We start from the raw sequence: 20,397 nt of genomic DNA, 5'->3' as shown, positions 1-20,397 counted from the left end.
CAAAAAATGCTGCAAAGCAGCGGCCCATGAAATACTTTTTATTCAGCACCAACCGCGAAAATAGCCCTCGGCGGCAGGAGTGTCTATTAGCCTAAAGTGTTGGTTCTCGCCCAACGAGACGGCACTAATCCTGGGGATCGTCGGCGTCGGCGGATCCCCGGCATGGAATCGAGAAGCCGAAGGTGGCGCCGCCTGCCGCGTTCTTCGCTCCCCACAGGGAACCGCCATGTGCCTCGACGATCCAGCGGCTCACGGAAAGTCCGATCCCCATGCCGTCTTTCTTGGTGGTAAAGAACTCCTCGAACAACCGGTCCGCCACTGACGCGTCGAAGCCCACCCCGGTGTCTTCCACGGTGAGGTGCGCGCAATCCTCGCGATAGGCAATGGTCACCGCCACATGACGAGGCCGCCCCTGGGTGGCCTGAACCGCGTCAATGGCGTTTCGAATCAGATTCAGAATGACCTGCTGCAACTGGATCCGGTCGCCCATCAAAAGCGGCAGTGCAGGATCGTAGCGCTCATCCAGCGTGATCCGATTTCTGCGAAGTTCGCCCTCCACCAGCTCCACCACCTCGCGCGCCGCGAGACCGAGATCCCACCAGCTTGCGTTGATTTCTTTCTGGCTGAACAGATTCCTCAGCCGGGAAATGACATCTGCCGCGCGCTTGCCGTCGCGCACCGTGCGCCGCGCCGTTTCGATCGCGCCGGCAATATTCGGCGGATCGCTGTTGAGCATGCGCAGACAGGTATTGGCATTCGTGACGATGCCGGCCAGCGGCTGGTTGACCTCGTGCGCAATCGACGCGGTCAGGGCGCCGAGGCTGCTCGCGCGCGCGGCTTGCGCGAGTTCGCTGCGGGCCTTGGCCAGCGCCTCGGAGGCGAGATGCCGTTCGGTGATGTCCTGAATCGTGCCCACGTATTCCACTTCGCCCGTCAGGGCCGCGGTCGCATACGCGAGGTAGTGCAGGTGCTTGACCGCGCCGTCCGGCGTCACGATGCGAATCTGTTCCTCGAATTTGCCCGGCGTCGCGGCGCCCTCCTTGATCTTGTCGAAGAAAAAGGGCGGCTCTTCTGGATGAATCCTCATCTTGACCATTGACTGCGTCACCGGCGTGCCAGGCTCGAAGCCGAACATGCTGTAGAGCGTGGCGCTCCAGGTCATGCGGTCCGAGCCGACGCGCCACGAAAACGTGCCGAGGCCGGCGAGGCGCTGTGCTTCCGCCAGCAGCGCCTCGCTGCGCCGCACGCCTTCTTCGGCCAGCTTGCGGTCGTGAATGTCGGTACTGGTGACGTACCAGCGTTTGATCAGACCGAGTTCGTCCTGCATGGCGTTGGCCTGTAACCAGAACCATCGGTATTCGCCGTCGCCGCGCCGGAAGCGCACTTCGAAACCACGGTCGTCGTGGTCGTCGGTGGAAATCAGCGTGCGCCAGTACTGCGTGGCACGCCGGAAATCATCGGGATGCAGCGCCGCCGTCCATCCCCAGCCGTCGCTCTGGCTGGATGAGAGCGACGTGTAGGCGTACCACTGATCGTTGAAGAAATCGGCGTGACCATCCGGCAGGCTCGACCAGATGAGCATGGGGATGGTGTTGATGATGAGACTGAGCCGCCTGTCGCTGGCGGACCATCGTTCTTCGGCACGCTTGCGGTCCTCGATGTCGGTCGCCACGCCATACCAGCGCACCACCTCACCGAACTGATCGGAAAACGGCTCGACGCGCACCAGGAACCAGCGGTAGACACCGTCGTAACGGCGGATTCTCACCTCGGCTTCGCTTGGCCGGCCAGACGCCATCGACTCGCGCCACTTGTCCATCCGGTGCCGCAGATCCTTCGGATGAATCGCGCGTTGCCACCCCATGCCGCGCGACTCCGCCGCGGGCAGTCCGGTATATTCCCGGTGCACCTTGTTGAGGTACTCGCAGGTGCCATCCGGAAAGCTGCTCCACGCCATGATGGGCACCAGATCGAACAGCTCTTTCAGGCGCCAGTCGGGCATGCCGGACACGAGCTTGCGGCGCGGAAAGCGGCGCACCAGATCTTCCAGCGCGCCACTCTGATCGGCCGGCAACGGCTCGGCCAGTTCGAGCTTGCTGCCCATGCGGGCCGCGAGCTGCTCCAGGGCCGGCAAGGCGATCTGCTTGCGATCGTAGGTCTGCTCGCCCAGATCGCGGACCACCTTTCGCGCGGCCACATTCAGCACCAGTTGTTCCGCGGGACTCGGGAAATCGCCGCGCGACGCGCCCGCGACGAACACGCCGGACATGCGCCCGGACGTAAAGCGAAACTGAAACGTCTCGCGGGAAAACAGTCGCTCCGGCACGCCTTCGCCGTGCGGCTCGGCATTCGCTGCGAGCGACCGGTGCAGCGATTCCTGCAGCTCGTCACTTTCGTACAGATCGTCACCGGCCGGGGCCCGTTCGATCACTTCCATGATGGCATTGCGTGAATCGTCCTGGGCCCGCAGACCGACGAAGTCGAGACGCAGCGTGGCAATCAGTTCGCGAAAGAGCACTTCCAGCACGTCTCGGGTCGTTTCGTCCTGCGACGCGGCGGGCTTGAACAGCAGATCGAGAATGGGGTCGAGCGCCGCTACGGGACTCGAATGCGGGCTGAAATGCAGACTGGAATGCGGGCTCGTGAGCGAGCTGTTATGTGGACTGCGTTCGAGGTTGCGTTCGAGGCTACGTTCGATGCCGATGCGCGGGTCTGCGCCGATGAGCTGCCTCGCCATCGTTGCGTGCGAATCCGGTGCATCCGCGTGCGTGCCCTGCCGCGCTGCCTGCGTCAGGCTGTTCACGCCAATGTCTTCACGCCGCGTCATAGTTCGCTCCAGCAGCAAAAACGTCTAAATCACCGCTGACCCACCATCCAGTATCGGTCACTCGATGGCGCGCGAAACGAATTTCGTCACCAGGTAGTTATCAATCGCCTCCGAACCGCCTTCGGATCCGTAGCCACTGTCCTTGATTCCGCCATAGGGTGTTTCGGGCAGACCCAACCCCAGATGATTGATGGAGATCATGCCGGTTTCGAGTTCCGAGGACAGCTTGCTTGCCGTCACATCGGAGCGCGTAAAAACGTATGACGCCAGCCCACAGGGAAGCCGGTTGCTCTCTTCGATCACTTCGTCGATCGTATCGAACACGCTCAACAACGCCACCGGTCCGAACGGATCCTCGTTCATGATGCGCATCTCCGACGTGACGTTGGAGAGCACGGTTGGCGCGAGAAAATGGCCTCGCTCGCCAATTCGCTGACCGCCGAGTTCAACGGTGGCACCCCGCTCCACCGCATCGGCGATGAGGTCCTGCACCGTTTGCAAACGCTCTGCGCTGACGAGCGGTCCCATTGTCGTCTCCGCGCGGTTGCCGCTGCCCACGCGAATACGGTTCACCTCGGCGATGAACCGCTCCTTGAATAGATCGTAGATATCCGACTGGATCAGAAACCGCGTGGGCGACGCGCACATCTGCCCGCTATTGCGATATTTGGCGAACGCGAGGAGTTTGGCCGCGGAGGCGATCTCGGCGTCTGCGAATACGATGGCAGGCGCATGTCCGCCGAGTTCCATCGTGCAGCGCTTCATGTGAATGCCGGCAAGCGCCGCGATGCCTTTCCCGGTTACGATCGGACCGGTGAACGAAACACCGCGAATCACAGGATGGGCAATCAGATACTCCGAGACCTCGGTGAGATCGCCATAAACAAAATTGAGCACGCCGGGAGGCACGCCGGCATCGTGAAAGATGTCGGCGAGCGCAGAGGTCGTTGCGGGCGTTTCCTCGGCCAGCTTCATGACGATCGAACAGCCAGCCGCAAGCGCCGGACCGATCTTGCGGATGGCCTGTGAAACGGGAAAGTTCGGCGGTATGAAGGCAGCAACAGGGCCCATCGGTTCACGCAAGGCGACCTGCGTGATGCCAGGGGCGCGCGATGGGATCAGGCGGCCGTACGCGCGCCGCCCTTCTTCGGCGAACCAGTCCAGCAGATCCGCTGACAGTTCGACTTCCATCGCCGCTTCCCGCAGCGGCTTGCCCTGCTCGCGCGTCATGAGCGCTGCGATTTGCGGCGCGCGTTCGCGCAGCAGATCCGCAGCAGCACGAATGATTTTGCTTCGATTGAAAGCGGAGCGCCTGCGCCACGCGCCGAAGCCCGTGCGGCTCGCGGCCACGGCGGCAGCAAGATCGGCCTTGCTGGCATGGACCAGCCGGCCAATGATCTGCCCACTCAGCGGATCGTAGATATCGCTGTGTTTATCCCCGGTCGCCTCGACCCACGTGCCGTCGATGAACAGCCTCGCGTGCATGCCCACGTCTGACTTCAGATAGTGCTCGTCAACACGCGTGCGCGATACGTGTGCCATTTCGTCCATCGCTATGACTACTCTTTCATGTCGCATCAGTTGTCAGCCAACTCGCTGTTCCGTAGCACGCCGCTTTCACGACAGTCGCCATTCCTGGCGCACGCGCTCATCCCTCGATGAACGAACTGGACGCCCAGGCTTGCGCGACGATCGGCGCGCGCATCTCAAGGATTCCCACTGGTCACCTCCGCAGCGGAGTGAGCCCTGGCTGAGTTGACAACTGAGTTGGCAAGATCGTGGTGACGGGGATTCGGTCGGATGAGAAGGCTCACAACACCTCCGCTCGCGAAGACCGGCATGGTGCATGCCGTGTGTGTATGGATTTCAATCATAATCCATACTGATAGTTCATGCAAAAAACGCGGTGGACGGGCAAGCCACCACGAGAGGCATCTAATATGTTAGCAGCGCGACTCCATCGCAGCCTATGCCAGGTTGGGGATACCCATAACCAAAGCTTATACGTGGCGTGGGCAGACGCGCTCAGTGATACGCTCAGTCACATGCTCAGTGATGCGCTTGGCGCAGGCGCCTGGTCACGCGTCTAATGCCGGTGCGGGCCTATTCCGCGACGAAATTCATCGGCCCCAGAAAGTCCAGCTTGCCCACGTCGACGCCATCCTTGCGCAAGATTGCATACGCCATTCCGATGTGAAAATACACATTGGGAATCACGATCTGCAACAGGTAGTCTTGCCCTTCGATGATCTTGCCGGGCACCCACGAAACCTTGACGCGCTGCTCCTGCGCGTGGGCGTATTGGTCGGACGTGACGCTCTGGGTGAACGCCACCGTCCTGCGGATACGGTCGCGTACTTCGTCGATGGTGCGCTCGTTATCCTCGAAGCGCGGCGGCTTCTGGCCTGACAGCCACGCGGCGCCTGCCTTGAGGTAGTCCGAAGCGCTCTGGATCTGGTAGATGAACGGCGCCATGTCCGGGGCGAGGCGGCTATTCATCAGTACGCCGACGTCGAACTTTTTTTGTTCAGCATAAAGGGACGCTTTGTCGAGCATCGTTTCCACGGTGAGAAACGCCCGCGAGCACTGCAAAATTGCCTCGTAATACATAGGATTTCCTTTCTGCGAGAAACATCTGACGATACCCTTCACTACTCGAAGCGTCCAGCCGCGTTCGCATTGCGCTAATGCACCTGCACTCAAGCCAGTGATCAACCCAGTGCTTCGAGAATCGTCGCGATGCCTTGACCACCACCAATGCACTGCGTGGCCAGCGCGATTTTCTTGCCTTCGCGTGCCATGATCTGCGCGGCCTTCGCGGTAATGCGTGCGCCGGATGCGCCGAGTGGATGCCCCAATGCGAGTGCGCCACCGTCGATATTAACCTTCGAGGGATCGAAGTGAAGCTCGCGCATGCAAGCGAGCGCCTGACTGCTGAAGGCCTCGTTGATTTCGATGACATCGATGTCATCCACTGTGAGACCTGCGCGGCTCAACGCCTTGCGTGTGGCGGGAACCGGGCCCATGCCCATGATCTCCGGCTCAACGCCCGCAACCGCCGACGCGCGAATCCGGGCCGTGACGGCCAGGTTATGGGTCTGCGCGAATTGTTCCGACGTGACGAGCAGCGCCACGGCGCCATCCGTCAGCGGCGAGGCGGTACCCGCCGTCACCGTGCCGTCCGCCCCGAAGGCCGGCTTTAGCGAGGCAAGGACTTCGAGTGTCGTCTGTGGACGGATACAGCCGTCACGGTCTACCACGGTGCCATCCGGCAGCGAAACGGGCGTCAGCTCTTCCGCAAGACGCCCCGCCGCGAATGCGTTCGACGCCTTCATGTGCGACGTATAAGCAAAACGCTCCTGGTCTTCACGTGAGACGTTGAAGCGCTGCGCGACATTTTCGGCTGTGACACCCATCGTCGTATAAGCGTGAATCGGGTTTTCCGCGTCGGGTCGCTCGAGCGTCGCGAAGCGAGGGTTGGGCACGAAATTAAGCCCCCCTTGCGGCACCATCGACATGCTCTCGACGCCTGCCACCACGAAAGCCTCGCCCGCGCCAATCGCAATCTGGCCGGCTGCGATGTGTATGCCGTACATAGACGAACCGCAGAACCGGTTGATCGTCGCCCCCGCCGTTTCGATGGGCAAACCGGCCAGCAGCGCGGCGATTCGCGCGACGTTGTTTCCCTGCGGCCCCTCCGGATACGCGCACCCCATAAGCACGTCTTCGACCAGCGCGGGATCGAGTCCGGTTCGACGCATCAGCGCTGCAATGGCCGTGGCGGCGAGATCATCGGGACGTACGTCTTTCAACGCACCCTTGCGTGCGAATGTGAATGGCGTCCTGACATATCCGGCAATAACTGCGTTCATGGTCCAACCCTTCCTTGACGATGTTTGCCTGATGTGGAGTATATCCATAATCTTTACGGCCGGTTCACATGGTGGCAATTCACCGCTTCAGCAATGGTGTTTTAGTGCTCGTGGCATCAAACACTGTGTTCGAGTTCGCGCACCGGCGCGGCCAGCCAGGCTGCATCGCTCGCCAGTTGGGCACCGAGGTAATCCTTTGCGAAGTTGATCCACGTGCTGACTTTGGCGTCGAGAAACGAGCGCGACGGATACACCGCGGACACTTCCAGATGATCCGTCGTATAAGCAGGAAGCACCCGCACCAGGATGCCCGCTCTCAACAAGGGAACGGCCGTGTAGGTGGGCAGGATTCCTATCCCGGCGCCCTGCACCACGGCACAGGTGAGCGCTTCCGGAACATTGACACGCAACGGCGGGCAATCGAGGACCGCGCCGAGCATGCCGTCTTCCCCCGGCAAGCTCCACGGCTCCGGCTCCCCCGTCGATCTCAGCAGTTGCAGGCAGGCATGCCGCGTCAGATCGGAAAACCGGCGCGGTACCCCGCGAGATTCCAGATACGACGGCGCCGCGCACAGAACGCTGTGAACCTTGCCGATATGCTGCGAAATCAGGCTCGAATCGGGCAAGCGTGGAGCCAGCGTAATGGCCACGTCGCAACCCGTGTCGAAGAAGCGCGGCAGGCTCTGCGAAAGAAACAGGTCGATACTGACGGAGGGAAACGTGGCCTGATAGGCTGCAATGGCCTCACTCATGTACCTCAGCCCGAATCCGCTCAAGGCATGGATCTTCAAGGTGCCACACGGCGAAGACTGCGCGCTGCGTGCTTCGTTTTCAGCTTCCTCGATTTCAGCCAGGATGCGGTTGCAGTGCGCCAGATAGCGCTCGCCGGCTTCGGTGAGCGCGACCCTGCGGGTCGTTCGATGCAGCAGCCGCGTGCGCAGGCGGCATTCGAGTTCCGTCACGGCTCGCGACACATGCGCAGTGCCGACATCCAGGCGACCCGATGCAGACGTGTAGCTCTCCAGTTCCGCCACGTGCTTGAAGATACGCATCATTTGAAGCACATCCATGGTGTCGCTCCTTTGCATCAAGATCCTTTGCATCACGACGTCGCAGACCTTGTATCTCCCCGCGATATTACCGAAACGCAAGAAATCGTGCGTTTATACGTAGTCATACTAAGTACCTGATACCAAAGTATGACGTGCGCTCTCGCGGGATACCGCAAAGCGAGGAGGGACGCGGCCGCATCACCCAATACCATCGAACAATAGCCGTGCGGCCCCGGCTTTGATCTAATGCCTGCGCAGCAGCCTTCGCCTTCTGCCCAGGCCGCTCGATGGCGGGCGCCACCTGCGAGCCGCGTGGCTCTGCGCCGGATCAGTCATATAAGGATGGCCCTCATGGATCGCCGCCTTCTCATTCTCGCGTTGGGCATGTTCGCCATCGGCACCGACAGCTTCGTCGTTGCCGGCGTGTTGCCGGAAATATCGCGTAGTTTCCACACCAGTATCGGCGCGACGGGCCAGCTCACCACCGTCTACGCGCTCGCCTACGCGTTTGCCTCGCCGGTCGCTGCCGCCGTGTTCGCGCATGTCGAGCGCAAGCGCTTGATGCTGTGCGGCCTCGGCCTGTTCATCATCGCCAATCTCGCCACGGCGTGGGCGCCGAGCCTCGCAGCCGCGCTTGCGGCCCGTGCGCTCGCGGGTTTTGGTGCGGCCATGTATGCGCCGACGGCAACGGGGTCGGGCGCGAGCATCGTCTCGCCGGAACAGCGCGGCTTCGCGCTCTCGGTGGTGGCCGCGGGCCTCACCGCCTCCACCGCGTTGGGTGCGCCCATCGGCACGATCATCGGAGGACTCGGCGACTGGCGCTACACGATGATCTTCGTCTCGTCGATCAGCGCGCTCTCTGCGCTCGGCATCATCACGCTGCTCACGCAAATTCCGGCACCGCCCGCGATCTCGCTCAAGCAGCGGCTCGCCCCCATGCGCGATCATCGCGTCGGACTCACGCTCCTCACCACGTTTTTCTTTCTGTGCGGCAATTTTGCGGTCTACACCTATCTTGCCGTGATCTTCGATCGCGCGACACACGGCAGCCCCGTGATTCTCGGCGCGCTGCTGGTGTTGTGGGGCACGTCGGGCACGATCATGAATCTCACCGCCGGGCGTCTGATCGACCGGATCGGCACGCGCAAGATTCTCATCGGCATGCTGGCGGTGCTGATCGTCGTCATGAGCACGCTCTCGTGGACCAGCGCCACCCTGCCCACTGCGATCATCGCCATTGCGCTTTTCGGCGCGGCAAGCTGGGGCCAGCTCGCGGCCCAGCAGCACAGGCTGGTCACCTTGATGCCGGCGGCGGCGACCATCGTGCTCGGCCTCAACACCTCGGCCATCTACACCGGTGTCGCACTGGCGGGCCTGCTTGGCGCCGTTACCGTGCATTGGGTAGGCGCGCATCAGATCGGCTGGGTCAGCCTGTTACTCTATGTGGGAGCGCTCATTACTGCCGAGGCTGCGCAGCGATCCATCGTCAACGGTGGCGCGCGCATCGCGGTCGACTTTCCTTGAACCAGTTATCCGTGCCCGACATCGCAACCATCGAACTGCCTTTCCTGCCGCCATTCGACTGGCACGCCATGCTCAACTTTTTCGGCAGCCGCTCGTCGGCGGGCGTCGAAGCGGTCGAGGACGGCGTCTACCGCCGCGCCATAGAGTGGCAAAACGATAGCGGAACCATGCAGGTCCATTTGCACCCACGCCGGGCGTGTCTGGTGGTCACGCTCGAAGGCGCGGTTGCGCGTCACGCCGATGCGCTCGTCGAGCCGCTCTCGCGCATGTTCGATACGGCGACGGACCCGCACGACATCCATCGTTGCTTTTCGGCGGATCCGTGGCTCGCGCCCCTGGTCGAAGCGGCGCCCGGCCTGCGTGTGCCCGGGGCCTGGTCGGCGTTCGAGCTCGTGATTCGCACGGTGGTCGGACAGCAGGTCAGCGTGAAGGCGGCATCCACGGTGACGGGCCGGATCGTGGAGCGAGCAGGCAAGCGAATCGAGGATCATCCGCATGAAGGCACCGCGTGGCGCTTCCCGACGCCTGCCGCGCTGGCCGCCGCCGATCTCACCGGCATCGGCATGCCAAACAAACGGATCGCGACGCTGCAAACGGTAGCCGCGGCGGTCGCGAGCGGCGCACTGCCGCTGGATGATCGCCATGCCGACAACGCCACGATTCGCGCGGCGCTGCTCGCGTTGCCGGGCATCGGGCCGTGGACGGTCGAATATGTTGCGATGCGCGCATTGCGCGATCCAGATGCCTGGCCTGCTTCCGATCTCGTGCTCATGAACGCGATCCTCAAACACGATCCTGAGCTAAAACGCCCTGGCCAGCAGAAAGCGCGAACCGAGACATGGCGGCCGTGGCGAGCCTACGCCGCCATCCATCTTTGGCACGGTTTTGCCGCGCTGTCCGGCCGGGTGGGTGGCGGCTGACCTGGTTCGCCACGAATGCGTCCATAAATGCGCCCATAACGTCCAGCCGCGTTCAAGGCACGCGGCGCTCGCCACCTTTCCTTAATCCTTCGTCACGCTTCGACGCGGCTGACGCCTTCCGGTCGACGGGTTTTCAGGTCCCGTCACGCCTCCTCTAAACCGAGGCGGAATGCTTTTGGTAAGCACCTATAATCCACATACGGGACCGGGATTCCCTCCGACACGTCCAGATGCGTCCCTCTTTGAACGCTGCTTTCACACTCCCATTGCGCGACGGCCGATCAACGCGCACAGTCTGTGTGGATTATTATGTTTCTCTAGATCAATCTTTGCCCGGGAGAGCAAACTATGGGATATTCCCAAGCAGATAAGGCCGAGACCCATCAGCGCATCGTGGATGTCGCCTCTCGGCGTTTTCGTGAACTGGGCCTGGAAGGCATCAGCGTTGCCGACGTCATGAATGAAGCCGGGCTGACCGTGGGCGGTTTTTACAAGCACTTCGCGTCGCGTGATGATCTGGTGGTCGAAGCGGTGGCGGCTGCGTCCGAACAGATGGATCATTCCGCATTCACCGCGCAAAACACGCTGAAAAAAAGCATTCAGACTTACCTGTCCGAAGCACACCGGGATGAAGTCGATACGGGATGTCCGCTGGCGTTGCTCGTCAACGATATCGCGCGCACCACCGACGAGGCGCGCGAGGCTTACACCCAACGCCTGGAGAAAAGTCTCAGCCTGCTCGAAAGCCAGATGCCCAAAGGCACTGAAGGTAATCTCCGCGCCAAGGCCCTACTCATTTATAGCGCTTACATTGGTGCAATCGGTTTGTCGCGGGCCGTGCCGGATCCGAAGCTCTCGCGTCAAATCCTGAACGCCGTATCAGCGGAACTGATCGCTCTGTTCCCGGCTAAAAAGCCGCAAACTGCCGCTGCCTAGCGGACGTGTATCTACACTAAAAATTTGCGCGGCCTGTTGTGTATCTACACATAAACACGGCATGCGCATGAAGCTCATCTAAGGCTTGCCTGCAAAACTCTGGCGGGCCTCATATGATGCTCACGTCACAGACATTGCATGCTGATCGCGCAACGCGATGCATGGACTTTTACCCCTTTAAACAAGCACTTTTCCATTGCAACGCGCGGCGCCCGAGCCTCGCGCGTGCGCGCTGGCCTGCCCCGCTATCACGACAATTCTGATAAGTGTTTATAATCCAGAATAGTTCGACCACACTGAAACACCCACTCAAACAATCAATCAACGACGAGGCAACGCGACGCGTGACGAGCGCAACGTCGTTATCGTTGAAGGAATGGCATGGATCGGCTTCATGCAATGCAGACGTTCGTCAAGGTGGTCGAGATGAACAGTTTTTCTCGGGCTGCGGACGCACTCGGTATGCCAAGGGCCTCTGCCACGATCACCATCAAGAACCTCGAAGCGCATCTCAAGGTCAATCTGATGCAGCGGACCACGCGCCGTCTGAATCTCACGCCCGAAGGCGCGCAATATTACGAACGTTGCGTGCGCATTCTCTCGGACATCAAGGAAACCGAAGATGCGCTGGCCAGCACGGGGCGAGGCCCACAAGGTCCACTGCGGGTCGACATGCCGGGTTCGATTGGTCGCCTGATCATTGCGCCGCGCATCATGGAATTCAAGGAGCGGTATCCCGACATCAACCTGTCCATGCGATTCGTCGACGGACCATTGAATCCCGCGCAGTCCGCGGTAGATTGCGTGATCTGCTCGGGCTACCGTCACGAGCCGGGTTACGTGCGCAGATCGCTCGGCGAAGCGAGCATGCTCACCGCTGCCAGTCCGGTCTATCTTGAACGCAACGGAATGCCGACGGAACTCGACGAATTGCAGCGTCACTACGCGGTTCACTATCACTCCAGCGTCACGGACCGAACGGTGACGCACACCTTCGTGATCGACGCCGCGCCACGAGAAGTCAAAATGCAAAGCTCGTTGACGCTGAGTGATCTCGAAGCGTACGTGGCGTGCGGGCTGGCCGGCGCGGGCATCATTCAGGCACCCAGCTTCCTGTTGCGGCGGCATCTCGCCGAAGGGCGGCTCGTGGAAATCTTCCCGCAATGGAAGCCCTTGCCGGTCCCGGTGTCGGTTCAGTACGCACCGGACAGGCACTTCGTCGGCAGGGTCCGCGTGTTTGTCGAGTGGGCGGCGGAACTCTTCAAAGAGTGTTGTGGCATGCATGCCGAACCGAAAACCGAGCGTGACTACAGCAGCGCGCATCCGTTTAACGAACTGATCGCTTCCCTGTAACACCCGATGCAGGGCCACGTTGTGCCATGCGGCAACACGATGAGTTCACATACAATGCTCAGAAAATAACTCATCGGGACGAACTCGTGGATCGACTGGAAGCAATGGAGATTCTGCTGACTGCCGTCGATGCAGGAAGCCTGTCAGCCGCCGCCCGGGAACTGAAAATCCCCGTCAGCACGTTGACCCGCAAGGTCACGGATCTCGAAGAACTGCTGGGCACTCGCCTGCTGATACGCACGACGCGCAAGCTCACGCTCACGGACGCGGGCACGTCGTATGTCGCCGCGGCGCGCCGCATTCTCGATCTGGTTCGCGAGCAGGAGCATGAGGCAACCGGCGAATTCACGGCCGCGCGAGGCGAACTGGTCGTGACGGCGCCGGTGCAGCTTGGACGGCTTCACGTTTTGCCGGTCATCAGCCAGTTTCTCGCTCAGTACCCCGAAATCACCGTTCGTCTGTTGCTGTCCGACCGCAATATCGATCTGATCGACTCGCATGCCGATCTTGCCGTGCGCATTGGAGAACTGGCGGACAGCAACATGATCGCCACGCGCGTGGGAACGCTACGCCCCATTCTTTGCGCCAGTCCAACGTTCCTGGATCAGCATGGCTTGCCGCAAGCACCGGACGAACTCATCCGATACTCGTGCGTGGTGTTCAATAGCCCGTATTTGTCGCCGTGGCGTTTTCGCCTTCCGTCCACGGACAAGGTGCTGACCCTCGAAGTCGCCCCACGGCTCGAGGTCACGACACCCGATGCCGCCGTGAGCGCCGCCGTGGCCGACGTAGGGATTACGCTCGTGTTCGAGCACGACGCCGACGAGGCGTTGCGAAACGAGCAGCTACAGATCGTGCTGCCGCAGTTTGAAGTGGGCCCGGTTCCCGTGCACCTGGTTCACGTGTCGCGTAGCCTCATGGCGATCAAGCTGCGCCATTTCATCGACTTCGCGGCGCCCAGACTCAGGGAGTCGTTGTCGCGATTCGGCAAGCAGACTCGACGTCACGCCTGACGGGTACGCCTTGATCGCGATGCCGTTGCCTGAGAAAAATCGAACTGGGCAGCGTCGTCGCGCACGGTTATTTAGAATTTAAATAACAATCCAAGCATGGCCGGCCTCGTCACCACGCCGGCCTTCTTCTTCATCCTCCCCAGTCTCATTCGCCGCGCTCTGAGCAAGGCCGAAGCAAGACCCGAAGCGATACCTTGGTCCAATTGTGCCGGCCGATGAGGTATGGCGTAATTCCCGTCATCTGCTTCAATGGCCAGGCTCGACCCGGGGGACCTTCGCGCGCCGCCATTGTCGTGGCGTTTTGCTGTCTCGTCCCGTAGCGACGCCGCCCCATCAAATCTGTTCTCAAGATTTTTTTGTCGAGTTGCACCATCCCGGTCCTCGTGACGGTTGGCGATTCGGTCAACATCACGCGCGAACGCGACAGGTTGGTCAAACAAAGACTGAGCAATACGTTGACCGTTTTACTGCCTGATCTATTAAATGAGGATTGCTATGAATGATCGTCTTGACCCAGCGGGGGCGGCCGTCGTGACCCCCAAAAGCTCGGCAAATCCTGGCAACAGGCGTTGGGTCGGCAAAGCTATCGCCGTGGCCGTTATCGTCGCGGTCGCCGTAGCGGCATATCGCCTGCACACTTCAGGCTCGGCGGTGGCAGCCGCACCGCCGCCGCCACCCGTTGCCGTCAGCGCGCCATTGCAGCGCGAGATAGAAAGCCGGATCGGTTTCCTCGGACAATTCTCAGCGGTCAATCGTGTCGAGTTGCGCGCCCAGGTGGGCGGCACGCTTACCCAGATCAATTTCAAGGACGGCGACATCGTTCATAAAGGCGATCTGCTCTTCGAGATCGACCCCGAGCCCTATCAGATCAAGTTGAGCGAAGCCACGGCCGAACTCGAATCCGCGAATGCGCGCGTGGCGCTGGCCACACGCGAGCTGGCGCGCGCGCAGGAATTGCAGCGCTCCGAAGCGGGCACTGTTGAAAACGTCGATCAGAAAGTCGCCGAACAGCATGCGGCACAGGCCGCAGTGGACAATGCCAACGCGCTGGTTCGCGATGCAAAATTCGACCTCGGCCGTTGCACGATCCGCGCACCGTTTACCGGCCGCATGGGCACACACCTCGTATCCATCGGCAATCTGGTGTCCGGCAGCCGCGCCGGCAGCAGCCCGACCACGCTGCTCGCGACCATCGTTTCGCTCGATCCGATCTACCTCGACTTCGACATGAGCGAAAACGACTACGCGACCTTCCAGCAAGTGCGCAGCAGTCAGCATGGTCCGCTGGCCGATACTGTCAATATTTCTCCAACCGGTGATAACGGCTTCTCTCGTCAAGGTATCCTGAACTTCGTCGACAACTCCCTGGACCGCTCCAGCGGCACCATTCACGCACGCGCGACGATCCCCAATAGCGATTTCTCACTCACACCTGGTGGTTTTGCGCGCGTGCGGCTGGCCGTCTCCACGCCCCACCCCGCGTTGCTCGTTCCCGATGCCGCCGTGATGGCGGATCAAACGGACCACATGGTCTACGTGCTGGGCAAGGACGACGTGGCGACGCCAAGGAAAGTGGAAGTGGGTGATCTGCGCGACGGCCTGCGGGTCATCACGTCGGGGCTGATGCCGGGCGAAAAGGTGATCATCGACGGTCTGCCCACCGTCAGACCGGGCTCGAAGGTTGCGCCCCACGACGGCGCGATTCAGCCGCTGGCCGATCAGGCCACCGAAGGAGCGAAGTCATGAAGCTGACGCACTTCTTCATCGAGCACCCTCGTTTCGCAGCGGTGCTCAACATATTTGCAGTGCTGATCGGGCTCGTGACGATGGTCTCGCTGCCCATTGCCCAATACCCCAACATCGTTCCGACGACGATCCAGATCTCGACGTCATATCCCGGCGCGTCCGCGGATACGATTGCGCGCACCGTCGCCACGCCGCTCGAGCAGTCCGTGAACGGCGTGGAAAACATGGACTACATCACGAGCCAGTCCACCAGCAACGGTCAGTTGACGATCACGGTCATCTTCAAGGTCGGCACTGATCCAGACGCCGCGCTGCTGCTCACGCGCAGCCGCGTGGAAGACACGTTGTCGCGTCTGCCGGTCGACGTTCAGTTGCAGGGCGTCCAGGTCAAGAAGACGATTCAGGCGCTGCTTCTCGGCGTGCACGTCTATTCGCCGGACGGCTCGCGCAGCCCTGAGTATCTGTCGAATTACATGCTGAAGATTCGCGACCAGATCGCGCGCCTGCCGGGTGTGTCCGATTTCCAGATGTTCGGCGAACGCCAGTACGCCATGCGCATCTGGATCGATCCCGACAAAGCCGCTTCGTACAACATTGCCGCTGCCGACATTCTGGCCGCGCTGCGTGCGCAAAATTCTCCGGTCACGGCGGGCGTACTGAACCAGCCGCCAATTTCCAGCAAGGGGGCTTATCAGATCAACGTCGAGGCACTCGGCCGGCTCACGACGCCTGAACAGTTTGCGAGCATCATCGTCAAGTCCGATCCACAGGGACGCGTGACGCGCATCCGCGACATTGGCCGCGTCGAACTGGGCTCGGTCGATTATGGTTCCAAGGCCTACGCTGACCGCTATCCGTCCGCGCCGTGGTTCGTGATTGCCACGCCGGATGCGAACGTGGTTCAGGTCGAGCACGCAGTCTGGGACAAGATGGCCGAGCTGAAGAAGAGCTTCCCGACCGGTGTGGACTACATCAAGATCTACGATCCGACCACCTTTGTCGGCCAGTCTATCGAGGAAGTGATCAAGACCATCGTCATTGCCATTCTGCTGGTGGTGGGCGTGGTCTATCTGTTCCTGCAGAACTGGCGTGCGACCATCATCCCGGTGGTGGCGATTCCGGTGTCCCTGCTCGGCACGTTCACCATCCTCGCGCTCTTTCATGCGTCGATCAATAACCTTTCCTTGTTCGGGCTGGTGCTGGCCGTGGGGATCGTGGTGGATGACGCCATCGTGGTGGTGGAAAACGTCGAGCGCAACATGGCGCTTGGCATGTCGCCACGCGAGGCCGCGCACCAGACCATGAACGAGGTGTCGGCGGCACTGCTCGCCATTGCGCTCACGCTGTGCGCCGTATTTGGTCCTGCGGCGCTGATGTCCGGTATCTCCGGGCTCTTCTTCAAGCAGTTCGCTATCACCATTGCAGCATCCACGGTGATTTCGTGCTTCGTCTCGCTCACGCTGAGCCCTGCCCTGTGCGCGGTGCTGCTCAAGCCGCACGAAATGGAGAAGACCCATGAGGCCGCATCGTCCACGCTCGGACGTTTGCATCATGCCGTCTTCGGCCGTTTCAACGCCTCGTTCGAGTGGCTTTCCAACCGGTATGGGACGATCACCGGGCGTCTGGTTCGCAAGACCACGGTGATGTTGATTGTCTACGCCGGACTGATCGCGGCGACGGCTTTTCAGATGTCGAGAATGCCGACTGGCTTCATCCCGGATCAGGACATCGGCTATCAGGCGATCATCGCGTTGTTGCCGCCGGGTTCGAGCCTGGAACGGACCGACCAGGTGGTGCGTGAAGTCAACGATATCGCCCTGAAAACCAAGGGTATCGACCACACGTCGCCGGTGACGGGTTACGACGTGACGACCACCACGATTGCGCCGAACGTCGGCACGATTTTCACCGGGCTGCCGTCGCTGTATGGCGAGCACATCAAGGGTGTGAATGCGGCCACGATGCTGGTGACGCTGCGCAAACGCCTCGCCGGTGTCAAGGACGCCATCGTCATCGTAGTCAACCCACCACCGGTTCAGGGTCTGGGCGCGGCGGGCGGCTTCAAGCTGATGCTGGAAGACCGCGCCGGTCTCGGCCCGCAGGCGCTCGCGCAGGCGGCCAATGCGCTGGTCGCGGCGGCCAACAAGGACCGGATGTTCGGCGGCGTGTTTACCCTCTATAACGCGGGTGCGCCGTCGGTCTACGCGGATATCGACCGTCTGAAGGCCGAGAAAGTGGGGCTCACGCCCACTGATGTGTTCAACACGATGGAGCTGTATCTGGGCTCGCAGTATGTGAACGACTTCAATTACCTCAACCGTGCGTATCAGGTGCGGGTGCAGGGTGACGAGGCGTTCCGTCAATCGCCGGAGGACCTGGGACGGCTCAAGGCGCGTAACGCTACCGGCGACATGGTGCCGATCGGTACGGTGGCCACCTTCAAATACCAGACCATGCCCTACCGTATTCCGCGATACAACCTGTATCCGGCGGCTGAAGTGATGGGTGCAGCAGCGCCGGATGTCTCGTCGGGTCAGGCAATGGACCGCATGGAGCAACTCGCCAATCAGGTGCTGCCTAACGGCATTTCGTTTGAATGGACGGATCTCGCGCACCAGCAGAAAGAGCAGACCATGTCCCCGCTGGTGATTTTCGCGGCCTCTGCGCTGTTCGTGTTCCTCGTGCTCGCGGCACAGTACGAAAGCTGGAAGACGCCGCTCGCCATCGTGCTGATCGTGCCGATGTGTCTGCTCGCCGCCGCGATTGGCCTGAATCTACGCGGGATGCCGATCGACATCCTCGCGCAGATCGGCTTCATCGTGCTTGTGGGGCTCGCAGCGAAGAACGCCATTCTGATCGTCGAGTTTGCCAAGCAGCGCCAGGACGAGGACGGCGTGGGGCCCGAGGACGCCGCCACGCATGCCGCACACGTCCGCTTGCGGCCGATTCTGATGACGTCGTTTGCGTTCATTGCGGGGGTAGCGCCGCTTGCGATCGCCAGCGGTGCAGGTTCCGAAATGCGTCAGTCACTCGGCACCACCGTGTTCTTCGGCATGATCGGCGTGACCGTGTTCGGCCTGGCATTCACGCCCGCGTTCTATGCATTCGTTCGCAACCTGGGGGCCCGAGAGACGTCCGCCGTACCTCAGCGGCTCAGCAGCGGTGGAGAAGCGAAATGAAGCGACCCGTGTCGAAAACAGCAAAGTCGATCATTGGCGGCCTGATTGTAAGTGCGGCCCTCGCGGGCTGCGCCGTGGGTCCCGACTACGTTGCGCCGAAAACCACCCTGGTGCCGTTTCATAACACCGACGCCGTCGCCAGCCGGCAGACCACGCTGCCCGCGCCGAAGCTGGATAGCTGGTGGACCGGCTTCAACGATCCGATGCTCGAGAAAGTGGTACAGCGTGCGCTGGATCAGAACCTGGATTTGCAGGCGTCCATTGCACGGGTGAGTCAGGCACGTGCCGCGGCCCAGGCCGCCGGCGCTGCGTTGTTGCCCACCGTCGATGCCGGCGCGTCCTATACGGCCGAACATCAGAGCACACAGAGTCCGCTCGGTTCGCTGGCGAGTGCATTCCCGAACTACAGCCGCGATCAGAAGGAATACATCGTGGGCGCAACGGCGAGCTGGGAAATCGACGTAGCAGGTGGATTGCGACGCGCGCATTCGGCAGCGCTCGATGAGGAACAGGCCGCCGAAGCTGCGAGGCTCGGCACGCGCGTCACGGTTGCCGCGGATGCCGCCGATGCCTACCTGCAAATCCGCGGATTGCAGGCGCAACTCGATGTCACCCAGGACCAGATCGACACCGACGCCCATCTGCTCGCGCTGGTAGAGGCACGCGTGAAAGCGGGTGCGGCGACGGCGCGTGAAGTGGCCCAGGCCGAAGCGTTGCTGCGCGAGGCGCGCGCCAGCATTCCGGCGTTGCGGGTCGCCCTCGAGGCGCAGTTGAACCGCCTCGACGTGCTGATGGGCGCACAACCCGGCACCTACGCCGCGGAGCTTGGCACCAATGCCGGCGCGATTCCCGACATTCCCGCCATCGGCACCGGCGACCAGCCCGTCGACGTGCTGCGCCGCCGCCCCGATATCATCGCCGCCGAACGTCATCTTGCCGCGACCAATGAGGAAATTGGCGTGGCGATCGCCGACTACTACCCGAAGATTTCGCTTTCCGGTGCGCTGGGTTTCGACAGCATCACGAGCAACCACTTCCTGAGCGCGAAATCGTTCCAGCCAGTGGGCACCGGGGCGCTGCAATGGCGGCTGTTCGATTTCGGCAAGGTGGATGCCGAGGTCAAAGAGGCGCGCGGGGCGAATGCCGAAGCGCTCGCGCAATACCGTGAAGCTGCGTTGAAAGCGACCGAGGATGTCGAGGACGCCTTTGTTACGCTCGCACAGACGGAACTGCGCGCGCAGGAGCTGCAACAGGAAGTCGTCGCGCTGACCAAGGCGCGTGATCTCTCTGAGAAGGCGTACCGTGCCGGCTCGATTACGTTGACCGATGTGCTGGATGCCGACCGCCAGTTGCTCTCGTCGCGCGACGATCTGGATGCAACCCGTGCCGATGCCGCACGCGCGGCGGTGCGTACGTTCCGTGCCTTGGGTGGGGGATGGGATGCGCCGCAGCAGGTCGCGCAGGCCAACTGACTGTGTGAATCGCCGCCGTCGCGCGTAATTCGTGCGACGACGCGCTGCATTGAATGCTGGTTTGCTTCAGGGACCTCGACTAGCGGGTCGAGGTCGTTCTTCGTGGACCTAGCTGAAACGCTGGCTCACCAGCGCAGGCGGCAGAGGATGTTTCGCGGCGGAAAACGCCGAAGTGGCCGGCGTGTTCACGCCAGTGGAAACCGTTGACCAAGCCTTCATCTGTTCAATGGGGTCCGCGCTCTCCACCACATCGTATCCGGCGCTGGTCAAGCGGTATTCAGCCGGCGTGGTGCACTCGGTCACGAGCCCCATATCCTTTAGCAGCGCCAGGTGAAGTCTGACTTCGGGCCAGCTCGGGCCGCCCTTCGCTCCTACCCCCGTTTCATTCGTTCCCACCCCACGCTCGATATCCTTGCAGCATTGCGTTGGGTTCACGTTGTCTTGCATGAACGTCAGTATCGTCTTGAGAAGCTCGTTATTCCTGCGCATGTTGACCTCCAGAA

Annotated in this window: 14 protein-coding genes; 8 read left to right on the top strand and 6 right to left on the bottom strand. The window is 61.5% G+C overall.

From position 1 onward, the window contains the following. Positions 1-124: 124 nt before the first annotated feature. The 5 genes from D0B32_RS05060 to D0B32_RS05040 all read right to left on the bottom strand — a co-directional run bounded on the left by D0B32_RS05060 (position 125) and on the right by D0B32_RS05040 (position 7,769). Positions 125-2,827 (bottom strand): PAS domain-containing protein, encoded by a 2,703-nt coding sequence (locus D0B32_RS05060; protein ID WP_117332552.1) that lies wholly within the window; start codon positions 2,825-2,827, stop codon positions 125-127. Between the two features lie 57 nt (positions 2,828-2,884). Then, positions 2,885-4,312, bottom strand: a complete 1,428-nt coding sequence (locus tag D0B32_RS05055) for an NAD-dependent succinate-semialdehyde dehydrogenase (protein WP_117333465.1) — start codon at positions 4,310-4,312, stop codon at positions 2,885-2,887. Between the two features lie 618 nt (positions 4,313-4,930). Further along, positions 4,931-5,437, bottom strand: coding sequence for a DUF1993 family protein (locus D0B32_RS05050; protein WP_117332551.1), 507 nt, complete (start codon positions 5,435-5,437; stop codon positions 4,931-4,933). A gap of 101 nt (positions 5,438-5,538) precedes the next feature. Continuing rightward, complete coding sequence (locus D0B32_RS05045) at positions 5,539-6,699, bottom strand: thiolase family protein (RefSeq protein WP_117332550.1); 1,161 nt, start codon at positions 6,697-6,699, stop codon at positions 5,539-5,541. 116 nt (positions 6,700-6,815) lie between these two features. After that, complete coding sequence (locus D0B32_RS05040; RefSeq protein WP_117332549.1) at positions 6,816-7,769, bottom strand: LysR family transcriptional regulator; 954 nt, start codon at positions 7,767-7,769, stop codon at positions 6,816-6,818. 333 nt (positions 7,770-8,102) lie between these two features. On the opposite strand from D0B32_RS05040, the gene D0B32_RS05035 reads away from it, so the two are divergent. The 8 genes from D0B32_RS05035 to D0B32_RS04995 all read left to right on the top strand — a co-directional run bounded on the left by D0B32_RS05035 (position 8,103) and on the right by D0B32_RS04995 (position 19,894). After that, on the top strand, positions 8,103-9,275 hold the full coding sequence (locus tag D0B32_RS05035; RefSeq protein WP_117332548.1) for an MFS transporter: 1,173 nt from the start codon (positions 8,103-8,105) through the stop codon (positions 9,273-9,275). Beyond that, positions 9,272-10,195 carry a DNA-3-methyladenine glycosylase gene (locus D0B32_RS05030; RefSeq protein WP_259294877.1) on the top strand — a complete coding sequence of 308 codons (924 nt, stop codon included), beginning with the start codon at positions 9,272-9,274 and terminating at the stop codon, positions 10,193-10,195. Before D0B32_RS05035 ends, D0B32_RS05030 begins: the two co-directional genes overlap by 4 nt. Before the next feature lie 348 nt (positions 10,196-10,543). Continuing rightward, positions 10,544-11,131 carry a TetR/AcrR family transcriptional regulator gene (locus D0B32_RS05025; protein ID WP_117332547.1) on the top strand — a complete coding sequence of 196 codons (588 nt, stop codon included), beginning with the start codon at positions 10,544-10,546 and terminating at the stop codon, positions 11,129-11,131. Between the two features lie 381 nt (positions 11,132-11,512). After that, positions 11,513-12,484, top strand: coding sequence for a LysR family transcriptional regulator (locus D0B32_RS05020; RefSeq protein ID WP_117332546.1), 972 nt, complete (start codon positions 11,513-11,515; stop codon positions 12,482-12,484). Positions 12,485-12,570: 86 nt separating this feature from the next. Further along, complete coding sequence (locus D0B32_RS05015) at positions 12,571-13,497, top strand: LysR family transcriptional regulator (RefSeq protein ID WP_117332545.1); 927 nt, start codon at positions 12,571-12,573, stop codon at positions 13,495-13,497. Positions 13,498-13,992: 495 nt separating this feature from the next. Beyond that, on the top strand, positions 13,993-15,243 hold the full coding sequence (locus D0B32_RS05005; protein ID WP_117332543.1) for an efflux RND transporter periplasmic adaptor subunit: 1,251 nt from the start codon (positions 13,993-13,995) through the stop codon (positions 15,241-15,243). Next, positions 15,240-18,422, top strand: coding sequence for an efflux RND transporter permease subunit (locus D0B32_RS05000; RefSeq protein ID WP_117332542.1), 3,183 nt, complete (start codon positions 15,240-15,242; stop codon positions 18,420-18,422). Before D0B32_RS05005 ends, D0B32_RS05000 begins: the two co-directional genes overlap by 4 nt. Then, on the top strand, positions 18,419-19,894 hold the full coding sequence (locus D0B32_RS04995) for an efflux transporter outer membrane subunit (protein ID WP_117332541.1): 1,476 nt from the start codon (positions 18,419-18,421) through the stop codon (positions 19,892-19,894). The genes D0B32_RS05000 and D0B32_RS04995 overlap by 4 nt, the downstream gene beginning before the upstream one ends. A 108-nt stretch (positions 19,895-20,002) precedes the next feature. On the opposite strand, the gene D0B32_RS04990 is transcribed toward D0B32_RS04995, so the two are convergent. Next, a complete protein-coding gene (locus D0B32_RS04990; protein WP_259294876.1) occupies positions 20,003-20,383 on the bottom strand; it encodes a hypothetical protein in 381 nt (126 codons plus the stop codon). Positions 20,384-20,397: the final 14 nt, after the last annotated feature.

The sequence above is a fragment of the Paraburkholderia sp. DHOC27 genome (assembly GCF_003429005.1).
Classification (GTDB): domain Bacteria; phylum Pseudomonadota; class Gammaproteobacteria; order Burkholderiales; family Burkholderiaceae; genus Paraburkholderia.
Note: the sequence above shows the minus strand (reverse complement) of the source record. Positions and strands in the feature narration are given on the sequence as shown.

What these genes read in the sequence shown, in the direction of transcription:
- D0B32_RS05005 (WP_117332543.1), top strand. Translation starts at nt 13,993, where the DNA reads ATGAATGATCGTCTTGACCCAGCGGGGGCGGCCGTCGTGACCCCCAAA.
- D0B32_RS05050 (WP_117332551.1), bottom strand. Translation starts at nt 5,437, where the DNA reads ATGTATTACGAGGCAATTTTGCAGTGCTCGCGGGCGTTTCTCACCGTG.
- D0B32_RS04995 (WP_117332541.1), top strand. Translation starts at nt 18,419, where the DNA reads ATGAAGCGACCCGTGTCGAAAACAGCAAAGTCGATCATTGGCGGCCTG.
- D0B32_RS05000 (WP_117332542.1), top strand. Translation starts at nt 15,240, where the DNA reads ATGAAGCTGACGCACTTCTTCATCGAGCACCCTCGTTTCGCAGCGGTG.
- D0B32_RS05040 (WP_117332549.1), bottom strand. Translation starts at nt 7,769, where the DNA reads ATGGATGTGCTTCAAATGATGCGTATCTTCAAGCACGTGGCGGAACTG.
- D0B32_RS05025 (WP_117332547.1), top strand. Translation starts at nt 10,544, where the DNA reads ATGGGATATTCCCAAGCAGATAAGGCCGAGACCCATCAGCGCATCGTG.
- D0B32_RS05060 (WP_117332552.1), bottom strand. Translation starts at nt 2,827, where the DNA reads ATGACGCGGCGTGAAGACATTGGCGTGAACAGCCTGACGCAGGCAGCG.
- D0B32_RS05055 (WP_117333465.1), bottom strand. Translation starts at nt 4,312, where the DNA reads ATGCACGCGAGGCTGTTCATCGACGGCACGTGGGTCGAGGCGACCGGG.
- D0B32_RS05020 (WP_117332546.1), top strand. Translation starts at nt 11,513, where the DNA reads ATGGATCGGCTTCATGCAATGCAGACGTTCGTCAAGGTGGTCGAGATG.
- D0B32_RS05045 (WP_117332550.1), bottom strand. Translation starts at nt 6,699, where the DNA reads ATGAACGCAGTTATTGCCGGATATGTCAGGACGCCATTCACATTCGCA.
- D0B32_RS05035 (WP_117332548.1), top strand. Translation starts at nt 8,103, where the DNA reads ATGGATCGCCGCCTTCTCATTCTCGCGTTGGGCATGTTCGCCATCGGC.
- D0B32_RS04990 (WP_259294876.1), bottom strand. Translation starts at nt 20,383, where the DNA reads ATGCGCAGGAATAACGAGCTTCTCAAGACGATACTGACGTTCATGCAA.